Source organism: Pseudoalteromonas caenipelagi, from assembly GCF_013140855.1.
GTDB classification, from domain to species: Bacteria; Pseudomonadota; Gammaproteobacteria; order Enterobacterales; family Alteromonadaceae; genus Pseudoalteromonas; species Pseudoalteromonas caenipelagi.
This window is the reverse complement of sequence record NZ_JABBPG010000005.1, coordinates 122,559-147,475: the sequence shown is the minus strand read 5'-3', so window position 1 is coordinate 147,475 and position 24,917 is coordinate 122,559. Positions and strand designations below refer to the sequence as shown.

The window sequence follows — 24,917 nt, the reverse complement described above, 5'->3', positions numbered from 1 at the left end:
CCTGAACCTTCACTTTATCAGCTATCAATCTTTCCAATAAAGCGATAGCCTTCACCATGGATGGTGCTAATAAGCTCAGAAGTATTGCTGTCACTTTCGAAATGCTTACGAATGCGACGAATTGTCACGTCTACAGTACGGTCATTAGCACGAAGCTCTCGACCAGTCATGTGTTTGATCAACTGCTCACGGCTGAAAATACGGCCTGGAGAGTCAAGCATTAGACGTAAAGCGCGGTACTCACCCTTTGGTAGGCGCTTTGCTTCACCTGCAGGAGAAGTTAGGCAGCGACTGTTTTCATCTAATTCCCAACCGTTAAAAGTAATAACGCCGTTCGTGTCGATAGCAGACTCTTCAGCAGATGAACCTGTACGAGAAATTAGATTACGCGCGCGAATAGTTAGTTCACGAGGGTTAAAAGGCTTTGTTATATAATCATCAGCGCCTATTTCTAAACCAAGAATACGGTCGACATCGTTGTCACGACCAGTTAAGAAAATAAGACCAATGTTTTTCTTTTGGCGTAATTCACGAGCTAGAATTAGGCCGTTTTTACCCGGAAGATTGATATCCATAACCACTAGATTGACGTCGTCATGCGTTGTCAGTTTGTCATGCATGTCATCGCCATCAATGGCTTCAATAACTTTGTAACCTTCCGCTTCAAATAAACTAACGAGGTTCAGGCGAGTTACGTCTTCATCCTCTACAATCAGAATGACTGGCGTTTGCATTATTAATTAACCTTTTCGGAATATATTATTTACATGAAATTCGGTACTATCTAATAAAACCGAATATTTACGATTATAGGAGTATATCTAATTGTTAACAAGTAAAATTAATCTGGATGAAACTTAGAAACTGCAAGCAATCTTGATAACACCTTAAAGTTGTGTTGAGAAACTTGTTGCTTATTTATATACAGTCGAATTTTACTCCCTTCTTGGACCAAAGAGGCTACTCCTCCGCCTTCGAGGAAATCTATTGTTTCCCCCACAAACACCGTGTCTAAAGGGTTTGCTTTAATCCAAACCGCAAGTATATCATCTTCATTACTTTCATCAATGTATGTGATATCACATTGTTCTGAAAGTTCCCCTAAATCTTTTGGTTTTTCTATTTGTATTATTTCTATTGGTAAATTTCTAATTTTTAAACTTCTATTACCCGCTAATATTAATCCAGGTCCATTATCTATATTTAAAAAACAGAACTTAGTAGAATTTTTAGTTTGCTGATTAGGGAACTCAATAAATTTGGCCATCTGATATAAAAATGCAGAACGCACCTGATCTGGTGACTTGGCACTGCATATCATTGGAATTAACAAAATTAATGGAAACAGGTATCTCATTGATTAACCTCACCCAGTGGTAAAGTTAAAATAAATCGTGCACCTTCATTATAATTTTCATCTAAAGAAATGTTGCCGTGTAACGCCTGAGTAATTAGGTTGTAGACCAAATGCATACCCAGTCCGCTTCCACCTTCACCCCGTCGGGTGGTAACGAATGGGTCAAAAATACGTTTTTTGATTGCGCTTGATACACCACCACCATTGTCACTATAAGTGATATTTAGTTGGTTGTTATCGGTGTCGATTTTTATGTTTATTTCATTATCTTGAGCATCAGCAAAGCCGTGTAATATAGAGTTAGAGATTAGTTGCTCAAATATTTGTTGTAGTGGTCCCGCTTTACTACTTATGACTAGGTTATCTTCACAGTCAATATTGATTATGGGCTTTTTGCTGGCCAGCTCAGGCTTCATAGCTTTGATGATATTATCTAATAGCACTGCTACATTGACATCTGAACTTAGCTCTAGATCTTGGCTAACTGCAACACGTTTAAAACTGGATATTAAATCTGCCGCCCGATTTAAATTTCGATATATTAAATCTAAGTTTTCAATCCCATCAGTTATAAAGCGCTCTAATTGCTTTGATGTTAAATTCTTTTGCTCAAACGCTGTTTTGATGTCGGCTAACTTATCTCTTAATAGGGTTGAGCCTGTAACCCCTAAACCAATCGGTGTATTAACTTCATGGGCAACACCTGCGACCATTTGGCCAAGAGATGCCATTTTTTCATTTTCGACGATTTGGTTTTGATATTGGTGCATACGCTCTAGCGTATTAAGTAGCTCTTGGTTCGCTTCACGAAGGGCAATGGTTCGTTGATTTACTTTTTCTTCTAAGCTTTGATTTAACTTTTTTATCTCTAATTTATCTGCTTGGTGACGTTCAATTTGGTTTTGCGTACGTGTCAGCATCACGTTTAAGCTACTAGCAAGAATGTTTATTTCTTCGATATGGCTGCTAGAGGCTCTAGTGCTATAGTTGTGATTTTTCGAGACATCTTGTAGTAATATGGATAGTTCTTCAATGGGTCGAGCGATGCGGCGTTGAATCCCTCTAGCAACGAGTAGAACTAAAAGTAAGACGAAAAGAGTGAGTGTGATATCAACCAGTATCTTGGTGTTTATATATTCATTTAATCGCTCTAAGCCACCGCGAATATAAACGTATCCTTCTATTTTTTCTTCATAAATAACAGGTTTAATAAGCTCTACATAGTCCTCTGTGATGCGAGGTTTCTTGAGCTCTTCAATGCTATTAACCTTTAGAGGAACTGGCGGAGTTTTAGAGGCATTATAACTGGTGAAAAAGACCGGTTTATTGGTTACGTCATCAATATCATAAATATGTATATTTTTAACTAAATCAACAGTTTTGAATGATTTTAAGCGTTTCTCTTCGGTTTTTCTGTCTTCAAAAATAAGGGTTATCTGAGCATTGAATGACACTATTTCGGCAATCATATCAAGTTTGTTGATAATGAGCTGGCGTTGCTCCTTGATATCAAGATAAGTTGAAATAGAAATAGATAGCGACAGGCATAAGGCGGTAACTAGCATTACAGCACTGATTAACACTTTCCTTATACTGGTTTTAGAAGCCTGTCTTGTCATTATTAGCCTTTATTGAGCCTGTTACCAATACTTACTCGCTATTCCCATGGCAACCCATTAAGTAACCTAAGGCGCGTAAGTCACCCAATTTGCTTTGTTCGGCGCGAAAAAGAGTTGAACACAAAAACTACATTTTAGTGTAGCAAACAGATTAGATAAAATAACAAAAAAATACCTGATTTTGCATGTTATTTTATCTATTCCGAGCGGTAAAAGGCGATTTTTAGGTTATTGACCTGTTATCTGGAGGCTTGGTAAACGGTAAATTTAGTATTTCTGGCTAAGGTTGAAAATTCACCAAACTGCTGCTCCAAAATAGGGGGATATTTTAAAAAGTTATTTGCAACTATTTGTATTTGCCCGTGAGGCTTTAAAAAGCCTTTTGCTTGCTCTAAAAACCGCTCCGCAATACCATAATCTGTGGCAATTCCAGTATGAAAAGGCGGGTTACTAATTATCAAGTGATACTGTCCTGAAACATTGCTCATACCGTCACTTAACATGCATTCAGCAGTTAAATTGTTAAGTGCCAAAGTTTGTTCGGTGGCATAAATTGCTAGTGCACTAACGTCTAAGCAATGTAGCCTAAGCTCGCTTTGTTGAATAGCTAAAAATGTGGCAATGATGCCAGCGCCACAGCCAAAATCGAGCACTTTCCCCTTGTAAGGCACTGTGCTGTTTTCAAGTAGTAGCTGTGTGCCAACATCAAGTTTTCCATGGTTAAATACACCAGGAACACTAACAACTGAAAACGATTGCCCTGCAACAGTAACATTAAACGTTGACTGGTAACGTTTGATATCAAAGTCTGCAAAAGCGTCTAATCCAGAAAATTCGTACAATAGGCAGTGCTTGGCGCTTTCAAGTTTGTAAAACTGCTCAGCAAATGGCTTAAGTTGCTTCTCTACTGATTTCACTCCACCTTTATTGTTGCCCACTACGAGCAATCGAGTATCCTTGTTTGCGATTGAACGAATATTGTCGAGCATCATGAGTGCTTCAGGCTTAGACTTTGGGTAATAGTAGATAATTAAATCTAAGTCTTTGAGTTGTGGTAGGCTGTGATCTACAAAGCTGTGTACATTGGCGCACTGACTAGAGTCATTATGATCAGCAACATTGTAGCTAAATGCATTAATCGTGGCGTTTGGATTTAGTTTACTAAGCTCCAATAAAAAGCCGTCGCGATTGGTGTTAATAACTAAAATATTATTGCCATGCAACTCTTCTTCATTACGAAGTAGCAAAAGGCTAGGGTTAGATAATTTGCTCATAATTACTCATTATAAAGGGGCCTATTAAAGGCCCCAAAAGTGTTAGCTATATGTTTGGGTTTACTTAACGCGTTTAAACATTAAATCCCAAACACCATGCCCAAGACGGTGGCCGCGCTGTTCAAACTTTGTAAGAGGACGATTATCAGGGCGTGGTACATAATCATTGGTAGTCGATGTGTTTTCATAGCCTGGAGCCGCCAGCATCACTTCAAGCATATGTTCAGCGTAGTTTTCCCAGTCAGTAGCCATGTGAAAAACACCTCCTATTTTTAACTTGGTACGCAAGCTTTCTACGAATTCAGGTTGTACGATTCGACGCTTATGATGGCGTTTTTTATGCCAAGGATCAGGGAAGAATAGTTGCATTGTCGTTAAACTACCATCAGGGATACAGTCTGCTAGCACTTCAACCGCATCATGCTCAAAAACACGCAGGTTTGTCACTTGCTGCTCATCAGCATCCATAAGGCAAGCCCCAACACCTGGACGGTGAACTTCAATACCAATAAAGTTGAGCTCAGGCGCATTTTTTGCCATCTCAACCAAAGATTTACCCATACCAAAGCCAATCTCTAGTACTACACCATTGTCGTTACCAAAAACTTTAGAAAAATCGAGCATACCCTGATTGTGCTCTAACCCCATGGTGGGCCAGCATTTATCGATAGCAGCTTGTTGACCTTTTGTTAAACGGCCTTCGCGTTTAACAAAGCTACGCACTTTACGGATATATTTACCTTCTTGCTGAGCTTGCTCTAGCGAGGTTTTACTCGATTCATTCATAGTCAATTCATTGGTGTAAAAAACGGGCGCACATTATCCCTGTTCGTGGACATAAGTACAATAGCTTGACTGTTTTTAAAAGCACCATACACTGGCGCTCTATTGAATTAGTTATAAAAAAAGTGTGATTAATGCAGGTTTCTAGTCAACAAGCTAAGTGGTTTGCCGAGCAGATCGTAAATTGGTATCACCAACATGGTCGCAAAACTTTGCCTTGGCAGTTAGAGAAAACTCCCTATAAGGTTTGGATTTCTGAAGTAATGTTACAGCAGACACAGGTCGTTACCGTGATCCCATATTTTGAACGCTTTATGGCGCGCTTTCCTACTGTTGAAGCATTAGCACACGCACCAGAAGATGAAGTGCTGCACCACTGGACTGGATTAGGTTACTATGCAAGAGCCAGAAACTTACACAAAACAGCTAAAATAGTGGCAAGCGAATATAAAGGTCAGTTCCCGCAGACACTTGAGCAAGTTATGGCGCTACCAGGCATTGGACGTTCTACCGCTGGTGCTATTTTGTCTTTAGCACTAGGTCAGCATCACCCTATTTTAGATGGTAACGTTAAGCGAGTATTGGCGCGGTTCTTTATGATTGAAGGGTGGTACGGCGTCAAGAAAGTTGAAAACCAACTTTGGTCTTTAACTGAAGCTATCACACCTAAAAACAATGTTACTGAATTTAACCAAGCCATGATGGACTTAGGCGCTAGCCTTTGCTCTCGCAGTAACTTTGATTGTTTGGCGTGTCCTTTAGTCAGTCAGTGTCAAGCATTTAAGCATGAGCAAGTTAAAGCTTTCCCTCATTCAAAACCCAAAAAAGAAAAGCCAAAAAAACAGGTTTATCATCTTATAATCAAAGCAGATGATAAAGTGCTCATGGAAAAAAGACCAAGTTCGGGCATTTGGGGTGGACTGTTTGGCTTTTTTGAATTCCAGTCTTTAGAAGAGGTTGAGCTGTTTATTGCTCAACAAGGGTTTAATGGTCACATGCAATCTTTGGCATCTTTTGTTCATATATTTACGCATTTTGAATTAACCATTCACCCTCAAGTCTTTAAGCTAACGAGTATTCCTGATTTTGCCCACGAACAACCAATTATTTGGTATGACGTTAAAGATCATCCACAAGTTGGACTTGCTGCGCCAACAAAAAAGTTGGTTAAAGTCCTCGACGCAATGAGTTAGACTAGCGTTATTATTCTTCGATTTATTTGGAAAACGTTATGGCACGTACGGTATTTTGTCAAAAGCTACAAAAAGAAGCACCAGGTTTGGATTTTCAACTATACCCTGGCGAAGTTGGAGAAAGAATTTTCAACAATATTTCAAAAGAAGCTTGGCAGCAGTGGCAGCATAAACAAACCATGCTGATCAATGAAAAACATCTAAATATGATGGACCCGGATCACCGTGCACTACTAGAAGCACAAATGGTGGGGTTTTTATTTGAAGATAAAGACGTTGAAATAGAGGGATACCGCCCTCCAGAGCAAAAATAAGCATTGAAGTCTAAAAAAAGCCGCTTATGCGGCTTTTTTCTTAGCAGAACAAACTGTTGTTTTAGTGGTCTCTCGCAACAGATAGTTTTGCAAGCGCGATAAGTGCTTGCTTATAAGGTGTGTCAGCTAAAACATCCAAGTAATCAATGGCTGTTTGCGCTTCATTTCTGGCCTTTTCCATCGCAAACTCTAAAGCATTGGTTTGCTCTAAAGTAGCGAGAATATCATCAAGATAGGTCATTCCATTACCGTTACTGATTGCTTCTCTGATCTGCTTTACTTGTAGCTCAGTGCCGTGTTTCATCGCATAAATCAGTGGTAGAGTTGGCTTACCTTCAGCTAAATCATCACCCAAATTTTTTCCCATTTGCTCAGCATTTGCGCTGTAATCGAGCACATCATCCACTAATTGAAAGGCAGTGCCTAAATGCATCCCGTACAACTTTAATGCTTCTTGAACTGCCTCAGATTTTTTAAGCACAACAGCGGGTAACATGGTCGCTGCTTCAAATAGCTTGGCAGTTTTGCTGTAGATAACCTGCATATAACTTTTTTCTGTTGTGTCTGGGTCGTTACAGTTCATTAGCTGCAGCACTTCACCTTCAGCGATTACGTTTGTGGCATCGGCGAGGATTTGCATTACTTGCATGTTGTTCAAACCTACCATAAGTTGGAATGAACGTGTGTAAATAAAATCCCCCACTAATACACTGGCTGCGTTACCAAACTCAGCGTTAGCTGTAGGCTCACCTCGTCGCAGAGCTGACTCATCTACGACATCGTCATGCAATAAAGTAGCCGTATGAATAAACTCTATAATCGTAGCTAAGGTGATGTGTTGGTCATCAGAGCACTCAAGCGCTTTGGCTGTGAGTAAAGTTAACATAGGGCGTATGCGCTTGCCGCCGCTATTAACAATGTAAAGACCCAGCTGATTAACTAAGGCAACATCAGATTGCATTTGCGCATGAATAAGTTGATTGACGTTAAGCATGTCAGGTTCGATTAACGTCTGGATAGTTTTGATATCCATTGTGCTCCAAGCCAAAAATAAATTTACGAGATACAGCGCGAGTGTACTACAAAATTTTAACTAGCTCGATATTTTGTCCAGTTATGGTTAAAAAAATAACTTAGCAAGCATAGATTGTTGATTATTTAGACTACTTTGTTGTTGTTTTTATCTGTTTTTATAAACGTCTTAAAAGTGTAAAAAAGCGCTTTGGTTTATGGGTTTTTTTGGATAGACTAGCAAAAAATAATGATTCGCCCTCATTGCAGTTATTTTTTATTCATTTTATACAAAAATAGGCTTGCTTGTAGCTTTGCATTAGCGTAAACTTCGCGCCCTATTGAAGAATATTAAGTTGCGTCGATTTGAGGGCGCACAGACGGAGTTAATTATGTACGCGGTTTTCCAAAGTGGTGGTAAACAGCACCGTGTGACTGAAGGTCAAACAATTCGTCTAGAGAAATTAGACGTTGAAACTGGTGCAGCAGTTGAATTCGATTCAGTACTTCTAGTTGCTGATGGTGAGAAAATCGAGATCGGTGCACCGTTCGTAAACGGTGGCAAAGTAACAGCTGAGGTTGTTTCACATGGTCGCGGTGAGAAGATTAAGATCGTTAAATTTAGACGTCGTAAGCATTCTCGTAAGCAGATGGGCCATCGTCAATGGTTCACTGAAGTTAAAATCACTGGCATTAGCGCTTAATTTAGAGGTACAGAAAGATGGCACATAAGAAGGCAGCTGGTAGTACTCGTAACGGTCGCGATTCAGAAAGTAAACGTTTAGGTGTTAAGCGTTTCGGTGGTGAATCAGTATTAGCGGGTAACATCATTGTTCGTCAACGTGGTACTAAGTTCCACGCTGGCACTAACGCAGGTATCGGTAAAGACCACACAATTTTTGCAAAAGCAGACGGTAAAGTTGTTTTTGAACAAAAAGGTCCTTTAAACCGTAAATACGTTAGCATCGTTGCTGAGTAATCGGTAAAAGATTAAAAAAACCCCGCTACGGCGGGGTTTTTTGTTTGTCTAAAGCAAAGCTTTATCAACTAAAGGCTGTTTTTATTGCTCAACGCAATAATGACTAAAGCTTTATTGGTAAAGGTATTATACTTCGGTATTAGAATCCCCCATTCAAAAGTCAAAAGAGAGTAACCATGAAGTTTGTCGATGAAGTTGAAATTCGCGCAGAAGCGGGCGATGGCGGTAGTGGCATTGTGTCATTTCGTCGTGAAAAATATGTCCCCGATGGTGGTCCTGACGGTGGCGATGGCGGTGATGGCGGCAGTGTATACCTAATTGCAGACGAAAACTGGAATACCTTGATTGACTATCAATTTGAACGTTTTCATCGTGCAGAGCGTGGCACAAACGGTCAGTCAAGAAACTGTACCGGTAAAAAAGGCGAAGACCTATTTTTAAAAGTGCCTGTCGGTACGCGTGTAACTGATGTAGATACCGAAGAGTCTTTGGGGGACTTAACGCAACATGGACAAAAGCTTTTAGTTGCGAAAGGTGGTTTCCATGGTCTTGGTAATGCTCGTTTTAAATCAAGTGTTAACCGTGCACCTCGTCAAAAGACACTTGGCACACCTGGCGAAGTACGCAACCTGAAGTTAGAGCTATTACTGTTGGCTGATGTTGGCTTATTAGGTTTGCCAAATGCAGGTAAATCAACATTTATCCGTAGTGTATCGGCTGCCAAACCAAAAGTGGCTGATTATCCATTTACTACACTTATTCCTAATTTAGGCGTAGTTAGACCCGAAGCCAGCAAATCTTTTGTTATTGCAGATATCCCAGGCTTAATTGAAGGGGCATCTGATGGTGCGGGTTTAGGTATTCGCTTCTTAAAGCATCTAGAGCGCTGCCGAGTACTTTTGCATATTATTGACGTTATGCCTGTCGATGGCACTGATCCGGTTGATAATGCGTTTGCAATTATTAATGAATTACATCAGTACAGTCCAAAATTAGCAGATAAGCCGCGCTGGTTAATCTTAAACAAGATAGACTTGCTACCAGAAGATGAAGCAGATGAAATTTGTCAGCGTATCGAAACTGAGTTAGACGCGCAGCAGGTTTATCGTATTTCGGCTATCAATAAGCTCAATACACAAACGCTATGCTATGACATCATGACATTGCTTGAGAGTATGCCAAAAGATAAATTTGAAGCAGAAACAGAGCAAGAAGAAGTCGAGTTTAAGTGGGATACTTACCATCGTAAGGCAACTAAAGATGCCAGCGATGACGATTGGGACGATGATTGGGATGACGACGATTATGATGTTGAAGTTATCTACGAAAGATAAGTAAACTTATATAAATAATTAAGGGCTATTTGGCCCTTTTTTTAATACTAAATTACTAGAGAGGTTCAATGTGATAATTTCCATGATCGCGGCGATGGCACACAACAGAGTCATAGGTCAAGATAACCAAATGCCATGGCATTTACCTGCCGATCTACAACATTTCAAACGAGTAACGATGAAAAAGCCTGTCGTTATGGGAAGGAAAACATTTGAATCTATAGGTCGTCCTTTACCGGGGCGACGTAATATTGTGATCACTCGAAATGATACATATCAGGCGCAAGGGATTGAAGTTGTAAACTCTCCAGAAGCTGCATTGGCACTGCTTAGTGATGTTGAAGAGATAATGATCATTGGTGGTGGACATGTATATGAGCAGTTTTTGCCAATGTGTGAAAGACTATATTTGACCTTTATAGACCTAGATGTTGAAGGTGATACATGTTTCCCAGACTACACTAAAGTCGCAAATTGGCAGGTACTCGAAGAGCAGAATTGCTCGGCGGATGAAAAGAATCTATATAACTATAAATTCGTAACACTGAACAAAAAAGTATGAGTTTATTGCTAATTTTTGTGCAGCTTGATACAATTACTCTCGATTTGGGGTACGAATAAAGTATTAGAGGGTGTTTTAGATGAAATTAACTACCGTGCTTGTGTCAGCTTCAATTGTCGCAGCGTCAATGTCGTTTAGCTATAAAGCCAATGCAAATGAGCAATTAGCAATATCAATTTGTGAATACATTGCAGCAGATGATAAAAGCAGCTTGCGTAAGAAGCTTAAAAGCTCACGTGTTAAAATCCGTAATATTTTTGATGCTGTAAAATGTAATGGCAACAACATGCTTCGTCACGCGATTGTAAGTAATGCAGCAGATACCGGCGAGTATATTGTTAAAAACTTACCAAAAAGCTCTTTAGAAGACGGTGCTGAAATAGCTTGGGCCGAAGGTAATGGCCACGGTGGTTCACCTCTAATTGCAGTAATTAAAGAGCGTGCAGGTCTTTAATGTAGACGCAATGAAGCTTGGTTAAGTGTAAAATCAAGCTGGCAAAAAGCCTCACTCCGGTGGGGCTTTTTTGTGTCTGTTTTTTGGCGGTGATATCTAATACCAATTGCATCAAATAAACGGCTTAGTAACGAGGAAAAACTACGCTATGTCGTTCTTCTATGGTTGTTTTTAACGCAGTTTATGAGCCATTCAGCTCGCTAAAAATGATTAATGCTTAATAAAATTAAAGTAAGGCAGGTAGGTTGAGTGGTGTTCCCCGGCGTCGCGGATGCGGATGTCAGCCCTTGAACCCTGAGGTTCAAGGCGGAAAGCAACAGCTCGCCGTAGGCTTCTCGGTACATGCCGAGCCTGCTCAGTAGCAAGCAAACTACATTCCTTTATAAAGTTTATCGGCTCAGGGACTTAATCTGCTGTCCTACGAGCTAGGGAACACCCTCAGTATATAAAACATAGTGGCAAGTCGAAACCATAAAACGCAAATAGTTGTCCGTTTGCTGAGTTTTTATCCGTCGCTGCTAATAAACTAATCACAGTGCTGGAATTTTACTCCATAGGATACAATTGCTTGGAGTTGCTATACTTGCAGTGTTAGCATTAAGCAACTATATGCGAAGAAAGTTTATCTGATGAGCGAATTAAATGACTACACACAAGCACAATTGTTGCTTGAAAAACACGATATTTATGTTGCCCCAGCTGAAGTACATGGTGCCATCAGTGGGTTATTGGCATGTGGTTTAAATATTGAAGAGAAAGAATACTTAGGATTACTCAGTGACGTGTTCAATGAAGGTCAAAATTTTAGTGAAGTGCTAAAACAGTTTTTTGCCGGCATGTATAAACATGTCGTTGAACACTTTAGTGACTCTGAGTTTCACTTTGAACTGTTTTTGCCTAGTGAAGATGAGTCGTTAAGCGATCAGGCCAATGCCTTGGTAAGCTGGGTGTCAGGCTTTTTGCTAGGGTTTGGTTTAAAACAAAAAGACTATGGCAAGCTTTCAGGTGATGTCAAAGAGGTTATAGAGGATTTTACTGAAATAACTAAGCTAGATGCTCACTTTGATGAATCAGAAGAAGATCAACAAGCCTTACATGAAATCATTGAATATATCCGCGTGTCAGCCATGTTGTGTTTTGCTGAAATGGGTAAAGATCCTGCGACAACTTCCAAGACGATACACTAATGATTGAAATAACTGAATTTTTAGAACGCAGAACGCGTCTGCTGTCACAGCTTGATAAAAACTCGGTGGCGGTGCTCCCTGCGGCTGTTGAGCTTACTCGTAGCCGTGATACTGAATACCCTTTTCGCCAAGATAGTGACTTTTTTTATTTAACAAACTTTGTCGAACCTGATGCTGTACTTGTACTGTGCAAAGACAGAGATGAGCAGGTTGCGAGTCATCTATTTTGTCGAAATAAAGACAAAATTGCAGAAATTTGGCATGGTCGTCGGGTTGGTCATGAGCAGGCTAAAAAGCACTATTTGCTCGATAATACTTATCCGTTGAGTGAGCTGGATGAACAGCTAAAAGAATTAGTAAATAACAAGCGTGTGCTGTATTACGGACAAGGCACTTATAGTGACTTTGACGACAAAATTTGGAATTTATTAAATGCATTACGTGGGGCACCTAAAAAGGGCTACAGAGCACCCGAAATTATCAAAGATATTCGTCCTTTAGTGCATGAAATGCGTTTATTTAAATCAGCTGCTGAAATAGAGGTTATGCGAAAAGCAGCACAAATTAGCTGCGAAGCGCATAAAAGAGCAATGTGCTTCGCCAAGGCGGGGGCAACTGAATATCAGCTAGAGGCTGAAATTCACCATCACTACGCAATGAGCGGGGCACGTCATCCCGCGTACGGCACCATTGTTGGCTCTGGCAACAATGCTAATATTTTGCATTACACTCAAAACAGCGATGAGCTTAAAGACGGGGATTTAGTACTGATAGACTCTGGATGTGAGCTGGAAGGCTACGCTGCAGATATCACACGTACCTTTCCTGTTTCTGGTAAATTTAGCGAACCGCAAAAGCAAGTGTATGAGTTGGTACTACAAGCACAGCAAGCAGCCTTTGAACAAGTAAAACCAGGCGGTACTTTGGTACAGGCTAATCAGGCTGCTATGTCGGTAATGACCGAAGGTTTGATCCAGCTCGGTATTTTGGCTGGAGATTTGGATACACTACTAGAAAATCAGGCGTGTAAAGCGTTTTACATGCATGGCTTAGGACATTGGTTGGGCTTAGATGTGCATGATGTTGGCGAGTACAAACTTGACGAAGCCGACAGGCCATTTGAGCCGGGTATGGTGTTAACCATTGAGCCTGGTTTGTATTTTGATGAAGATGCACAGGTGCCTGAACAATTTAAAGGCATTGGTATTCGTATTGAAGATGATTTACTCATTACAGAAGATGGCTTTGAGAACCTCACAGCGGGAGTACCTAAAGCCATAGCAGATATAGAAGCGCTCATGCAACGTTAGGAGAGTAGGTTGCAACAATTCGATATTCTTATTGTGGGTGGTGGCATGGCTGGGGCCACCGCTGCATTGGCAATTAACAAGCTTGATGCAAACTATAAAATTGCCGTTGTTGAAGCATTCACTCCTAAAAGTAATGTTCACCCTAGTTTTGATGATAGAAGCATAGCACTTGCCCATCAGTCTGTTGACTATCTTGCTCGGTTGGGCCTATTCAAAGCACAATGGCCTTTTGCTCAGCCTATTAAGCAAGTGAATGTCTCAGATAGAGGGCACTTTGGCAAAACGCAAATCAACCATCAAGATCACCACTGCGACGCGCTAGGCTACGTGGTTGAAGTTAATCCATATGGGGCATTTTTGCATCAGCAACTTATCGATGCGGGAGTCAGTTTGTTTTGCCCTGCCAATGTTGCAAAGTTGACGTTATGCCAATCTCACGTTGATGTTACGTTAAACGATGAACAGCAACTTAGGGCCAAGCTATTAGTGGTTGCAGATGGGGCTTACTCTCCCACACGAGACTTGCTGAATTTAAGCTTCAATGGCTCCGCTTATGAACAAGGTGCTTTAATTGCCAATGTCGAGGTGCAAGGCGGTCATAGCGGTAAGGCGTTTGAGCGCTTTACTGAGCACGGTCCTATGGCGTTGTTACCGATGAGTGAAAACCGTTACTCACTCGTTTGGTGTATGCCGCAAGCTCAGCTAGAGCAGTACAAGCATATGCCAGCTGAGCAGTTTATTGCTGAACTTCATGATGCGTTTGGTTATCGGGCTGGTTTATTTACCCAAGTGGGAATGCGTGCCAGTTACCCATTGGTACTGGGGCGCGTAGATAAAATCGTTAGTCATCGTAGTATCGTAATTGGCAATGCAGCGCATGCTATCCACCCGATTGCGGGGCAAGGCTTTAATCTAGGGGTACGTGATATCCAATGTTTAGTTGCGCTATTGGCCAGTGCAGATAAAGAAGCGCTAGGGGAGTATGTGTTTACGCGTAAATATGAACAATCCCGTCAACAGGATATCAATACGGTTATGACATTAACAGACTCACTGGTACGGTTATTTTCTAATTCTTCACGCCTGATGGCTCTGGGTCGCAGCTGTGGTTTGTTTGCCATGGCATTGTCTTCACGTTTAAAAGCCCCATTAGCAAAACAGTTAATGGGCCATGTGAGCAAAGGAAATATTGAATGAAGCAAGTGCAAGTATGTATTGTTGGTGGTGGCGCAGTGGGCTTAACGCTCGCTCTAGGTCTTGCTCACGCCGACATCAGTGTACAAGTGATTGATAGCAAACCAGTACCTCAACCGCTTGGTGAACAATATGGCAATCGCGTTAGCGCTATAAGCCTTGCTAGCCAAACCTTGTTTGAACGTTTAGGCGTATGGCAAGACTTGCTTGCAAGCAGAGCGTCTGCTTACACCCATATGGATGTTCGTGATCAAGATAGTTTTGGTAAAATTGCATTTAACAGTAAAGACTTGGACCTGAATGAACTGGGTCATATTATCGAAAATGATGCCATACGTTATGCGCTTTATAACCAGCTTTTACAATGTAGTAATGTCACTTTAGCGTTTGATACTAGTTATCAGAGTATTCACCAAACAGATACCGACGCACTGATAACTCTAGCCTCGGGCGAGCCTGTGATGGCTAAATTATTGGTTGCCGCAGATGGCGCGAATTCAGCTATTCGCCAGCAGTTTAAAATGCCTTTGACGTTTTGGGACTACGATCACCACGCGATAGTAGCGACAGTCAAAACACAATTACCTCATGAGGAAACTGCACGTCAGGTTTTCTTACCAACAGGGCCATTGGCGTTTTTACCGCTATCTGATGAGCATCACCACTCTATCGTGTGGTCTACCTCACCAGAGCACGCATCACATTTAATGTCTTTATCTAACGAAGCGTTTAATAAAGCTCTTAATGTTGCCATTGATGGGCAATGTGGATTGTGTGAAGTGGCAGATGACAGAGCGGTATTTCCACTTAGAATGCGCTATGCCAAGCAGTGGTTAAATAACAAAGTGGTGTTAATTGGTGATGCGGCGCATACTATCCACCCGCTTGCTGGGCTTGGCATGAACTTAGGCTTGAAAGATGTTGCGCTGTTGATTGATTTATTATCTGATCAGCAAGGTCAAGAGTTTGCAAGCCATAGAGCACTGAGGGAGTACGAACGTACCCGTAAACTCGATGCGCAAAAACATATTGCTATGATGCAAGGCTTGAAGGAACTGTTTGAAGGAACGAACCCGCTGAAAAAGTTAATCAGAGGGGTTGGTTTAAGTGCAGTTGATAACTTGGGCCCAATCAAACATCTGTTTGCTAAAGAGGCCGTGGGTAGATAATTACTCAATTGCCATTAGATCCTGACCTTCGTCAGGATGACGGTGACAGGGGGTTGCTTTCGAACTTGAATACTCAGGCGTCCTGAGTATTCATTGTCATTTATTGCAACTAGGTCTTGCTCTTCGCCAGCGTGACACACAGAAGTATTAACCCAAACGCAAAGCAATAAACTCAGCAAGTTTATCTACCGCATTTATAGACTCCGCAGAGTTTTTAACTAAGCAAATCCCAATTTGTCCAAGTTCTGGTAAACGCTGGGTGTGACTTTGGTAGTTTAATTCGCTTGGTACGGTACTTTTTGCCAGTACGGTGATCCCCAAGCCTTCTTTTAAAGCAGCAATTAGCCCGGTTAAATCGGCATTGCTGTAAATAATGCGATACCTCAAACCCGCTTGTTGCAGCGCTTCAATTGCTCGGCGGCGATAAATACAACCTTCAGGTGCCGTCACAAGCGTAACTATTTCATCATTTGCTTTAGATAAATCACCGACCCATACGAGTTGGTCTTGCATAAAAATTGGATATTTGGCTGAGTCGAGTTGCTCATTTAAGGCTAAGACTAAATCAAATTGGTCTTGTCGTGAGTCTGAGAGCAAATGCTTACTTAGGCGAGATTTTACTTCCAATGATACATCGGGATATAAAGACACAAAATCGCCGATGATAGAGGGTAATATGCGTGCAGCAAACTCGCTGGGAATACCTAAGCGCACTTTTCCTGTCACACTCTCTGAGGTGAACTGCTGAATAATGGCATCGTTTTGCTGTAGCATTTGTTTAGCCAAAGGTAGCAGCAGCTCACCATATTGATTGAGCACTTGGCGCTGACCCTGCTTTTTAAATAGCTTACAGTTTAGCATCTCTTCTAAACGTTTGATTTGCAAAGATACTGCCGGTTGTGAAAGGCCTAGTAGTTCGCCCGCTTTGGCAAAGCCGCCTACGTCAACCACCGTGACCAAGGTACGCAAGCCATCTATTGATAAGTTCTTCATATTAATAAATACTATTTAACAAAGGTAATTACATTAACATTATTTATCAATGGATAAATAATTACAATTTGTTGTTGGCTTTTACCCCCAATATACTCTGTGCTTATAAAATTTTAATTAAGGTGTCATCATGACTTTTGCACCCACAATGTTTGCTAAGCACCGCCAAGGCACTGCGCCTGTGGTAAACACAATGGTGGCGACTCAAAATTTAACCGTATTAGATTTCAGCGGTTTTGAGGCTACACCTTTTTTAAATCAGCAAATGGGCTTAAATCTAAATAAGTTGATGGCGCCGGGCCTTGGTATCCAGGGTCAGCTTGATGGTGGACAGCAGTACAGTGTTTACTATTTTAGCGAAACGGCCTACCGCTTTGTGGTAGACGCCGATGCGGTGGTTATTTTAGAGCAGTTTGTTGCTAAGCATGTTGAAGATTATGATATTGAGCTGGTGGTAAGAGATGATTTAGCCATCACCACGCTATCTGGACAACAGGCATTTGATACCCTAATTTCTAGCTTTGAGCTTACACCGGGCTTGAGGTTATCAGATGAACTTGTTTGCTACGGCAGACAAAGCGGTGAAGTATTCGTAACCTCTTTATTAGAGGAAGGTGAGCAGCGCTATCAACTCATTGCACAATCGCCAGTTATTAATAAATGGCAAGCAACATTGCAAGCGCAAGGCTTTAACCTAAACTAGAACAAAAAACACAAGGGCACTCTGTATTAGAGCGCCCTTGTTGCTATTGAATTAACCCCACCTCAATTGAGGCTAAGTTCAGCAAGACAACTTGTTGAGAATGACAAAGTGAAGGACAGATATGACTTCTAAAACAGTATTACATGCTAAGCACCTTGAAGCTGGCGCGAAAATGGTGGACTTTCATGGTTGGGAAATGCCAATCAACTATGGTTCACAAATTGAAGAGCACAATGCGGTGCGCAATGATGCTGGTATGTTTGACGTGTCTCACATGACTATTGTTGATGTTGTTGGTGACGATGCGAAAGCATTTTTGCGCAAGTTGGTAGCCAACGATGTAGCAAAGCTCACAAAGCCTGGTAAAGCGCTTTACACTGGCATGCTGAATGAGCAAGGTGGTGTGATTGATGACTTGATCATCTACTTCTTCACTGAAACAAATTATCGCTTAGTGGTTAACTCTGCTACGCGCGAAAAAGATTTAGCACACATTGCGAAAGTATCACAAGGGTATGCTGTAGAAGTAACTGAGCGTCCTGAGTACGCGATGATTGCAGTACAAGGTCCTAATGCAAAAGCAAAAACGGCTGCAATATTGAGTGATGAACAAAAAGCGGCAGTTGAAGGTATGAAGCCATTCTTTGGCGTGCAAGCTGGCGATCTTTTCATTGCAACTACAGGCTATACCGGTGAAGACGGCTACGAAATTGTTGTGCATAACGATGGTGCCGCTGATCTTTGGCAAAAATTATTAGACGCAGGTGTGGCTCCTGCTGGCTTAGGCGCGCGTGATACGCTACGTTTAGAAGCGGGCATGAATCTGTATGGTTTAGATATGGATGAGTCGGTATCACCACTGGCTGCAAACATGGCGTGGACCATTGCTTGGGAACCTGAAGACCGTGATTTTATTGGTCGTTCAGTGCTTGAGCAACAACGTGCAGACAAGAGCACCGACAAATTAGTTGGTTTAGTTTTAGAAACTAAGGGTGTACTTCGAGGTGGTTCTAAAGTTATCGTAGAAGGTGGCGAAGGGGTTATCACTTCTGGTACATTCTCGCCAACTTTGGGCTTTAGCGTTGCATTGGCACGTGTACCTCGCTCTACAGGTGATACAGCCCAAGTTGAAATGCGTAAAAAGCTTGTTGACGTAAAAGTAGTGAAGCCTTGCTTCGTACGTAACGGCAAAGCAGTTATTTAATATTAATAAAGACGGGTTAACCGTCTAAAACACCGAACCAAAGGAACAAAAAGATGAGCAACATTCCTAGCGAGTTAAAGTACGCGTCTTCACATGAGTGGGTTCGCGCTGAAGGCGATGGCACTTACACTGTAGGCATCACTGAGCATGCTCAAGAACTTCTAGGCGACATGGTATTCGTAGAATTGCCAGAAGTTGATGATGAAGTTGATGCAGGTGAAGACTGTGCAGTTGCTGAGTCTGTTAAAGCAGCTTCTGACATTTACGCACCAATCTCAGGCACTATCGTTGCTATCAACGAAGAGCTAGAAGATGCACCTGAAACGGTAAACAACGACGCTTACGGCGACGGTTGGTTATTCCGTATTAAAGCATCTGATGAGTCAGATCTTGAAAATCTTCTAAGTGCTGAAGATTACGCAAATACTATTGACGAAGACTAATCGTTTTTCGTCTTTTTAAAGGCCCCATTTATTGGGGCTTTTATTGTTATTGCACACATATTTTGGCTTCGGTGAGATGCCGTGGCCAGTTTTGTTTTGTTACTCTGCCGTTACCAAGGCTATTTGTGACAAACACACTTTTTAATTTGGATCATAGGAATCTGGACTAATGTCAAACGCCAAATCTCTTGAACAATTAGAGCAAAAGCAAGATTTTATTCGCCGCCATATTGGCCCAAGCCCGGCGCAAGTAACTGACATGCTAAACGCTCTTGGGGTATCGAGTGTTGAAGAGCTGATCGGTCAAACTGTACCTGCGGCTATCCGTTTAGAGCAAGGGTTAAACATCGGCGAAAGTCGTACTGAAGTTGAAACACTTAGCTACCTAAAATCAGTTGCAAGCAAAAACAAAGTATTCAAGTCGTACATTGGTCAGGGTTACCACCCAACGCATGTACCTAACGTAATTTTACGTAACGTACTTGAAAACCCAGGTTGGTACACGGCATACACTCCATATCAGCCAGAGATTGCACAAGGCCGTTTAGAATCATTATTAAACTTCCAGACTCTTACGATTGACTTAACAGGTTTAGACCTAGCGTCGGCTTCATTACTTGATGAAGCAACAGCTGCGGCTGAAGCAATGGCGCTTGCTAAGCGTGTTGCTAAAGCGAAAAAAGCTAACACCTTCTTCATTGCCGATGACGTACACACACAAACTATCGACGTAGTGGCAACACGCGCTGAGCAGTTTGGTTTTGAAGTGGTAGTAGGGCCTGCTGTTGACGCTGCCAACCACGACATTTTTGGTGCGTTATTCCAATACCCAAGCACAACGGGTGAAGTAGTCGATGTACAAGATTTAATTGCGCAAGTACAAAGCAAAAAAGCGATTGCTTGTGTGGCTGCAGACATCATGAGCTTATTGCTACTTAAAGCGCCGGGTAAACTGGGTGCTGACGTAGTACTTGGTTCTGCACAACGCTTTGGTGTGCCAATGGGCTACGGTGGTCCTCATGCGGCATTCTTCGCAACGCGCGATGCGTACAAGCGTTCACTACCTGGGCGTATTATTGGTGTATCAAAAGACCGTTTAGGTAACGATGCGCTACGTATGGCAATGCAAACACGTGAGCAACACATTCGCCGTGAAAAAGCCAACTCAAACATTTGTACAGCGCAAGTACTGCTAGCCAATATGGCGGCGTTCTACGCGGTGTACCACGGTCCAGAGGGCCTTAAAACAATCGCTCAGCGCATTAACCGTTTGACAAGCATTGTAGCAACGGGCCTTAAGTCAAAAGGCGTTGCCCTTAAGCACGATACTTGGTTTGACACGCTAACTGTGGTTGCTCAGAACAAAGACGAAGTAGTAGCACGTGCAATTGCGGCAGAGGTTAACTTTGCTACAAACCACGATGGTGAGTATTCACTGTCGGTAAACGAGACAACTACTCGTGCTGATGTAGCACAATTGTTTGACATCATTCTTGGCGAAGGCCACGGTTTAGATGTTGATGCACTCGATGCGCAAATCAGCAAAGATGGCATTAGCGGTATTCCTGCAAGCCTAGTACGTGACGATGAAATTTTAACGCACCCTAACTTCAACTCGTACCACAGCGAGACTGAAATGCTGCGTTACATCAAGCGTTTAGAGAACAAAGACTTAGCGCTTAACCACTCAATGATCTCGCTAGGCTCATGTACCATGAAGCTAAATGCGACCGCTGAGATGATCCCAGTAACTTGGCCTGAGTTTGCAGAGCTACACCCGTTCTGCCCGCTGGATCAAGCGCAAGGCTACCAAATCATGATCAACGAATTACATGATTGGTTAGTAGACATTACCGGTTACGATGCAGTATCACTACAACCTAACTCAGGTGCACAAGGTGAATACGCAGGTCTTATCGCTATTCGTAAATACCACGAGTCACGCGGCGAAGGTCACCGTAACATCTGCTTGATCCCAAGCTCAGCGCACGGTACTAACCCAGCGTCTGCGCAAATGGCAAGCATGAAAGTTGTGGTAGTTGGCTGTGATAAGAATGGTAACATTGATATGGAAGACCTACGCGCGAAAGCCGCTGACGTATCAGAAAACCTATCTTGTATCATGGTAACTTACCCATCTACGCACGGTGTTTACGAGCAAACAATTAAAGAAGTATGCGATATCGTACACCAGCACGGTGGTCAGGTTTACATGGACGGCGCAAACATGAACGCGCAAGTGGGTGTAACAAGCCCAGGTTCAATCGGCTCTGACGTATCGCACTTAAACCTACACAAAACATTCTGTATTCCACACGGTGGCGGTGGCCCAGGTGTTGGTCCAATCGGTGTTAAATCGCACCTTGCGCCATTTATGCCTAACCACAGCGTGATCAACGTAGCAGGTACTACAGAAGGTAACGGCGCGGTTTCTGCTGCACCTTACGGCTCTGCGGCTATTCTACCTATCTCTTGGGCATACATTGCTATGATGGGCAGCGAAGGCTTAAAGCAAGCAACAGAAATGGCGATTGTGAACGCTAACTACCTAACTGAAAAGTTAAGTGAGCACTTCCCAATCTTGTACCGTGGTCAAAACAACCGCGTAGCGCACGAGTGTATTGTTGACTTACGTCCAATCAAAGAAGCCTCTGGCATCACTGAAATGGATGTAGCGAAGCGTCTACAAGACTACGGCTTCCACTCACCAACTATGTCGTTCCCTGTAGCGGGCACTTTGATGATTGAGCCAACTGAGTCTGAGTCTAAAGTAGAAATCGACCGTTTCATCGAAGCGATGGTGTCAATCAAGGGCGAAATCGACAAGATCATCTCAGGCGAGTGGTCAATCGAAAACAACCCACTGGTATTTGCACCGCACACCCAAGCTGACGTACTTGGCAACGAGTGGGACCGCGCATACGACCGCTTCTACGCTGCATTCCCAGTACCAAGCGTAGCAAAAGACAAATTCTGGCCAACAGTAACCCGTATCGACGACGTATACGGCGACCGTAACCTAATTTGTTCATGCCCAGCGGTTGAGACTTACGCAGAATAAGTTTGGGTAAAAGCCAAGTGTAGGCTTGGTTTTGATTAGATTTAAAAACCGCCTTGTGACAGCAAGGCGGTTTTTTTGTGGATGGTGCAAAGGGTTAACGACAGCGAACGCAGTGAGAGCGTTTCCTTTGCGCAAGGTGCAATGAGATAGTTTAACCACTGTTACGGGAATCTCCTCCGTCGGATGGCGGCGCTGCGCGCCTTATACCTACCTACGAGTTTGATGTGTAGGTTGGAAAAGCCGAAGGCGCCTTCCGACGATTAAAAGTTACATAATCATAAAGAGCCGCTCTCATATGGTTCGTCTTCAGGTACGGTTAGTTTGAAATCTTTCATATCGATAGCATGCGCATATTTTTTGATAATCTGTTTTGCTTTTGCATAATTATCGCCGTGGTTTGTGCTTCTTAATATATGAATATCCTTATCCAATTGAACTCCATCTACTTTTTCACCAAAGTTTGAGGCAAGTATCATTACTTTAGCTATCAATGAGTCAACGTCGCTTTTCGCTTTCAATATTCTTTCTCTAAAGATAGGAACAAGCGCTTCACTGTACTTATTTATACTAGCTAAATCGGCTTCAGAATAGCTGGAAGAGTTGATATTTACTCCAATGGATTGAAGGAAGCTCTTTGCGCCATCTTTGTCTTTAACGCCGAATTTTTTCTTGTCTCCTACTTGTTTTTTTCTGAGAACTTGATACAAGGCTAACTGACGATTTGTACTATAAATGATAAGTTGATGATGAAAAATAGCTGCGAGTGTTTCTAGAAACTCGGTTGCTTTTAGGTGGGCTTCTTTGTCTAACCAGCTTTTGGTGGTGATGTAGGCCGCTGCTACAAGTAAGAATGTAAAAAATACGCAATTAATGCGGTACCTAGGGCTACAAGCATATCACTGACACTACCCCAATGACCATTTTGTACATGGGTATCATAGAAGCAAATAGACCCAAAGATAATAATAGCGAAAATAATAAAAGACCCTATCGAAATATGAATAAACTTTTTCATCCAGCTCTCTGATTTAATTTTATTATTAATTCTAGTGTAGGTTGGAAAAGCCGAAGGCGCCTTCCAACAAAAAGGCGAAGGGCTAACGTCAAAACGCAATGAGGGTGTTCCCTTTACGTAATGTTAAATGAGCCAGATTGACCAATCTAAGCTGTACTCTTTTACTCGGATGTTACGCTCTCGATTTTTTGTTGGATGGCGCTTCGCTTATCCAACCTACAACGCAATTATTAAATGCAATCACAAGGAGGTGGTATGCGGTATCGGCGTAATTATGTGGCGGGTGGCACTTATTTCTTTACGGTAAATTTGTTAAATCGACAAAGTGCTTTATTGATTGAGCATATCAATTTAATACGTGAGTCGGTGCGTTGGGTAAAGCAACACCAACCATTTTATATTGATGCATGGGTAGTTTTGCCAGACCATCTTCATGCTGTGATGACTCTACCTGAGGGCGATGATGATTATTCCAACCGCTGGCGTGAGATCAAAAAGCGCTTCTCTAAATCTTTGCCTAAAACAGAATTACTAGACGACACGCGCAGACGGCATGGGGAGCGGGGCATTTGGCAGCGACGTTTTTGGGAGCACACCATAGGTGATGAACATGACTATTGGCACCATGTTAATTATGTGCACTACAACCCAATGAAGCATGGTTTGGTTAATCGCGTTGTTGAGTGGCCGTATTCGAGTTTCCATAAGGCTGTGAAGCGAGGTGTCTATTCACATAATTGGTGTGGAGAAGGACTAATTCTCGAAGCGTAGGTTGGAAAAGCCGAAGGCGCCTTCCAACGAAGGTACAAGGTACTTCCCTATCGTCGGATGGCGGTGCTGTGCATCATACTCGTCCGACAGTATCTCAATCCTCAGAAAAACCAATGGGGTCAGAGTCGTTGATTTCATTAGGTAAAGATAAACTTGATAGGCAAGCCTGATACAGAGCGCTATTCGATGATGAAATACCCTTGATGACGGTTGATGAAATAAAAACTGCAATCGACAAAATGTGGGTACTTGGCAACGATAAGTTCAAAAGCAAGAATCAATGGGGTCAGAATCAATGGGGTCAGAGTCTGAGCTATCCCCAGAAGTATTTTATAAAAATCAGGCTGATAAAAATAGTATGTGGGAACTTTCATAGTATTTCGCGATCTGATCAATCGCCAAAAATCACACACCACTAGACACTATGAAAGTAACCACCATTTTGAAGAGAACACTCACCTTTGTCACGCCTAATATGCATATATATCGCAGGAATAGCCTTATAGCCGCTGTTGCAAGTTTAGCTTCAGGGGCCGCCGCCACAGTGACGACAATAGGTAGAGGCATTAGTTGTAATGCTAAGGAAAAGCATAAGATAAAACGCGCTGATAGGTTATTATCTAATGCAAATCTTGCTCGAGAAAGCCTAAGTATTTATACAGAGCTAGCTAAATATACGGTTGGCACTAAGAAGCGCCCTATTATTTTAGTTGATTGGTCTGACTTAGATGAATATAAACGTCACTTTTTACTTAGAGCTTCTTTGCCATCACATAGTCGAAGTATATGCGTCTATGAAGAAGTTCATTCGATAAAGACTAAAGAAAAACCAGCTACGCATGCGTTATTCTTGAAAAAATTAGCACAAGTACTGCCGCGAGATTGTAAGCCTATTATTGTCACTGATGCAGGTTTTAAAACACCTTGGTTTCGCAGTGTGTTAGCACGAACAATGGGGTCGATTTAATCAATGGGGTCAGAGTCGTC

General features: G+C 42.1%; 25 protein-coding genes and 1 other RNA gene. 17 read left to right on the top strand and 9 right to left on the bottom strand.

Translation table 11 applies throughout. The features are described 5' to 3' along the window. Positions 1 to 17: 17 nt before the first annotated feature. The 5 genes from arcA to trmB all read right to left on the bottom strand — a co-directional run bounded on the left by arcA (position 18) and on the right by trmB (position 5,036). A complete protein-coding gene (gene arcA, locus HG263_RS13340) occupies positions 18 to 734 on the bottom strand; it encodes a two-component system response regulator ArcA (protein WP_171626579.1) in 717 nt (238 codons plus the stop codon). Between the two features lie 107 nt (positions 735 to 841). After that, positions 842 to 1,357: a YfiR family protein gene (locus tag HG263_RS13335; protein WP_171626578.1), complete on the bottom strand. Its 516-nt coding sequence runs from the start codon at positions 1,355 to 1,357 to the stop codon at positions 842 to 844. Beyond that, a complete protein-coding gene (locus tag HG263_RS13330) occupies positions 1,354 to 2,976 on the bottom strand; it encodes an ATP-binding protein (protein ID WP_171626577.1) in 1,623 nt (540 codons plus the stop codon). The genes HG263_RS13335 and HG263_RS13330 overlap by 4 nt, the downstream gene beginning before the upstream one ends. Positions 2,977 to 3,215: 239 nt before the next feature. After that, the gene (locus HG263_RS13325; RefSeq protein ID WP_171626576.1) at positions 3,216 to 4,250 is read right to left on the bottom strand and encodes a methyltransferase; all 1,035 of its coding nucleotides are present in this window, start codon (positions 4,248 to 4,250) and stop codon (positions 3,216 to 3,218) included. Positions 4,251 to 4,310: 60 nt separating this feature from the next. Next, positions 4,311 to 5,036, bottom strand: a complete 726-nt coding sequence (gene trmB / locus HG263_RS13320) for a tRNA (guanosine(46)-N7)-methyltransferase TrmB (protein ID WP_171626575.1) — start codon at positions 5,034 to 5,036, stop codon at positions 4,311 to 4,313. Positions 5,037 to 5,167: 131 nt separating this feature from the next. On the opposite strand from trmB, the gene mutY reads away from it, so the two are divergent. Both mutY and HG263_RS13310 read left to right on the top strand, forming a co-directional pair. Continuing rightward, positions 5,168 to 6,226 carry an A/G-specific adenine glycosylase gene (gene mutY, locus HG263_RS13315; protein ID WP_171626574.1) on the top strand — a complete coding sequence of 353 codons (1,059 nt, stop codon included), beginning with the start codon at positions 5,168 to 5,170 and terminating at the stop codon, positions 6,224 to 6,226. Between the two features lie 38 nt (positions 6,227 to 6,264). After that, positions 6,265 to 6,540, top strand: coding sequence for an oxidative damage protection protein (locus tag HG263_RS13310; protein WP_171626573.1), 276 nt, complete (start codon positions 6,265 to 6,267; stop codon positions 6,538 to 6,540). A 61-nt stretch (positions 6,541 to 6,601) separates the two neighbouring features. On the opposite strand, the gene ispB is transcribed toward HG263_RS13310, so the two are convergent. Beyond that, positions 6,602 to 7,573 carry an octaprenyl diphosphate synthase gene (gene ispB, locus HG263_RS13305; protein WP_171626572.1) on the bottom strand — a complete coding sequence of 324 codons (972 nt, stop codon included), beginning with the start codon at positions 7,571 to 7,573 and terminating at the stop codon, positions 6,602 to 6,604. A 370-nt stretch (positions 7,574 to 7,943) separates the two neighbouring features. On the opposite strand from ispB, the gene rplU reads away from it, so the two are divergent. The 5 genes from rplU (at position 7,944) to HG263_RS13280 (ending at position 10,880) form a co-directional block, all read left to right on the top strand. Then, the gene (gene rplU / locus HG263_RS13300; protein ID WP_070985693.1) at positions 7,944 to 8,255 is read left to right on the top strand and encodes a 50S ribosomal protein L21; all 312 of its coding nucleotides are present in this window, start codon (positions 7,944 to 7,946) and stop codon (positions 8,253 to 8,255) included. Between the two features lie 17 nt (positions 8,256 to 8,272). Continuing rightward, complete coding sequence (gene rpmA, locus HG263_RS13295) at positions 8,273 to 8,530, top strand: 50S ribosomal protein L27 (protein WP_105169123.1); 258 nt, start codon at positions 8,273 to 8,275, stop codon at positions 8,528 to 8,530. 176 nt (positions 8,531 to 8,706) lie between these two features. Beyond that, positions 8,707 to 9,864 carry an Obg family GTPase CgtA gene (cgtA, locus tag HG263_RS13290; RefSeq protein ID WP_171626571.1) on the top strand — a complete coding sequence of 386 codons (1,158 nt, stop codon included), beginning with the start codon at positions 8,707 to 8,709 and terminating at the stop codon, positions 9,862 to 9,864. 70 nt (positions 9,865 to 9,934) lie between these two features. Further along, entirely contained in the window at positions 9,935 to 10,426 is a 492-nt protein-coding gene (folA, locus tag HG263_RS13285; protein WP_171626570.1) for a type 3 dihydrofolate reductase, read from the top strand. Between the two features lie 79 nt (positions 10,427 to 10,505). Next, positions 10,506 to 10,880 (top strand): DUF3718 domain-containing protein, encoded by a 375-nt coding sequence (locus tag HG263_RS13280; protein ID WP_171626569.1) that lies wholly within the window; start codon positions 10,506 to 10,508, stop codon positions 10,878 to 10,880. A 252-nt stretch (positions 10,881 to 11,132) separates the two neighbouring features. Here the strand turns inward: HG263_RS13280 and ssrS are convergent. After that, positions 11,133 to 11,315, bottom strand: a non-coding RNA gene (gene ssrS / locus HG263_RS13275) — 6S RNA. A gap of 194 nt (positions 11,316 to 11,509) precedes the next feature. Here ssrS and HG263_RS13270 point away from each other — a divergent pair. Genes HG263_RS13270 through HG263_RS13255 form a run of 4 tightly spaced genes read left to right on the top strand, consistent with a single transcriptional unit; the run spans position 11,510 to position 15,740 of the window. Then, positions 11,510 to 12,067: a UPF0149 family protein gene (locus HG263_RS13270; RefSeq protein ID WP_171626568.1), complete on the top strand. Its 558-nt coding sequence runs from the start codon at positions 11,510 to 11,512 to the stop codon at positions 12,065 to 12,067. After that, on the top strand, positions 12,067 to 13,377 hold the full coding sequence (gene pepP / locus HG263_RS13265) for a Xaa-Pro aminopeptidase (protein WP_171626567.1): 1,311 nt from the start codon (positions 12,067 to 12,069) through the stop codon (positions 13,375 to 13,377). The genes HG263_RS13270 and pepP overlap by 1 nt, the downstream gene beginning before the upstream one ends. Positions 13,378 to 13,386: 9 nt before the next feature. Further along, on the top strand, positions 13,387 to 14,574 hold the full coding sequence (gene ubiH, locus HG263_RS13260; RefSeq protein WP_171626566.1) for a 2-octaprenyl-6-methoxyphenyl hydroxylase: 1,188 nt from the start codon (positions 13,387 to 13,389) through the stop codon (positions 14,572 to 14,574). Further along, positions 14,571 to 15,740 carry an FAD-dependent monooxygenase gene (locus tag HG263_RS13255; RefSeq protein WP_171626565.1) on the top strand — a complete coding sequence of 390 codons (1,170 nt, stop codon included), beginning with the start codon at positions 14,571 to 14,573 and terminating at the stop codon, positions 15,738 to 15,740. The genes ubiH and HG263_RS13255 overlap by 4 nt, the downstream gene beginning before the upstream one ends. A 147-nt stretch (positions 15,741 to 15,887) precedes the next feature. On the opposite strand, the gene HG263_RS13250 is transcribed toward HG263_RS13255, so the two are convergent. Further along, complete coding sequence (locus HG263_RS13250; protein ID WP_171626564.1) at positions 15,888 to 16,733, bottom strand: LysR family transcriptional regulator; 846 nt, start codon at positions 16,731 to 16,733, stop codon at positions 15,888 to 15,890. A gap of 130 nt (positions 16,734 to 16,863) precedes the next feature. On the opposite strand from HG263_RS13250, the gene HG263_RS13245 reads away from it, so the two are divergent. The 4 genes from HG263_RS13245 to gcvP all read left to right on the top strand — a co-directional run bounded on the left by HG263_RS13245 (position 16,864) and on the right by gcvP (position 22,144). Next, positions 16,864 to 17,436 carry a hypothetical protein gene (locus tag HG263_RS13245; protein WP_171626563.1) on the top strand — a complete coding sequence of 191 codons (573 nt, stop codon included), beginning with the start codon at positions 16,864 to 16,866 and terminating at the stop codon, positions 17,434 to 17,436. Positions 17,437 to 17,557: 121 nt separating this feature from the next. Then, positions 17,558 to 18,640 (top strand): glycine cleavage system aminomethyltransferase GcvT, encoded by a 1,083-nt coding sequence (gene gcvT, locus HG263_RS13240; protein ID WP_171626562.1) that lies wholly within the window; start codon positions 17,558 to 17,560, stop codon positions 18,638 to 18,640. A 53-nt stretch (positions 18,641 to 18,693) separates the two neighbouring features. Then, entirely contained in the window at positions 18,694 to 19,083 is a 390-nt protein-coding gene (gcvH, locus tag HG263_RS13235) for a glycine cleavage system protein GcvH (RefSeq protein ID WP_171626561.1), read from the top strand. 169 nt (positions 19,084 to 19,252) lie between these two features. After that, a complete protein-coding gene (gene gcvP, locus HG263_RS13230; RefSeq protein ID WP_171626560.1) occupies positions 19,253 to 22,144 on the top strand; it encodes an aminomethyl-transferring glycine dehydrogenase in 2,892 nt (963 codons plus the stop codon). Positions 22,145 to 22,419: 275 nt separating this feature from the next. Here gcvP and HG263_RS13225 read toward each other — a convergent pair whose 3' ends face one another. Next, positions 22,420 to 22,851: a hypothetical protein gene (locus HG263_RS13225; RefSeq protein WP_171626559.1), complete on the bottom strand. Its 432-nt coding sequence runs from the start codon at positions 22,849 to 22,851 to the stop codon at positions 22,420 to 22,422. A gap of 563 nt (positions 22,852 to 23,414) precedes the next feature. On the opposite strand from HG263_RS13225, the gene HG263_RS13220 reads away from it, so the two are divergent. After that, the gene (locus HG263_RS13220) at positions 23,415 to 23,930 is read left to right on the top strand and encodes an REP-associated tyrosine transposase (protein WP_171626558.1); all 516 of its coding nucleotides are present in this window, start codon (positions 23,415 to 23,417) and stop codon (positions 23,928 to 23,930) included. A 442-nt stretch (positions 23,931 to 24,372) separates the two neighbouring features. After that, positions 24,373 to 24,897, top strand: a complete 525-nt coding sequence (locus HG263_RS13215; protein ID WP_171626557.1) for a hypothetical protein — start codon at positions 24,373 to 24,375, stop codon at positions 24,895 to 24,897. Positions 24,898 to 24,917: the final 20 nt, after the last annotated feature.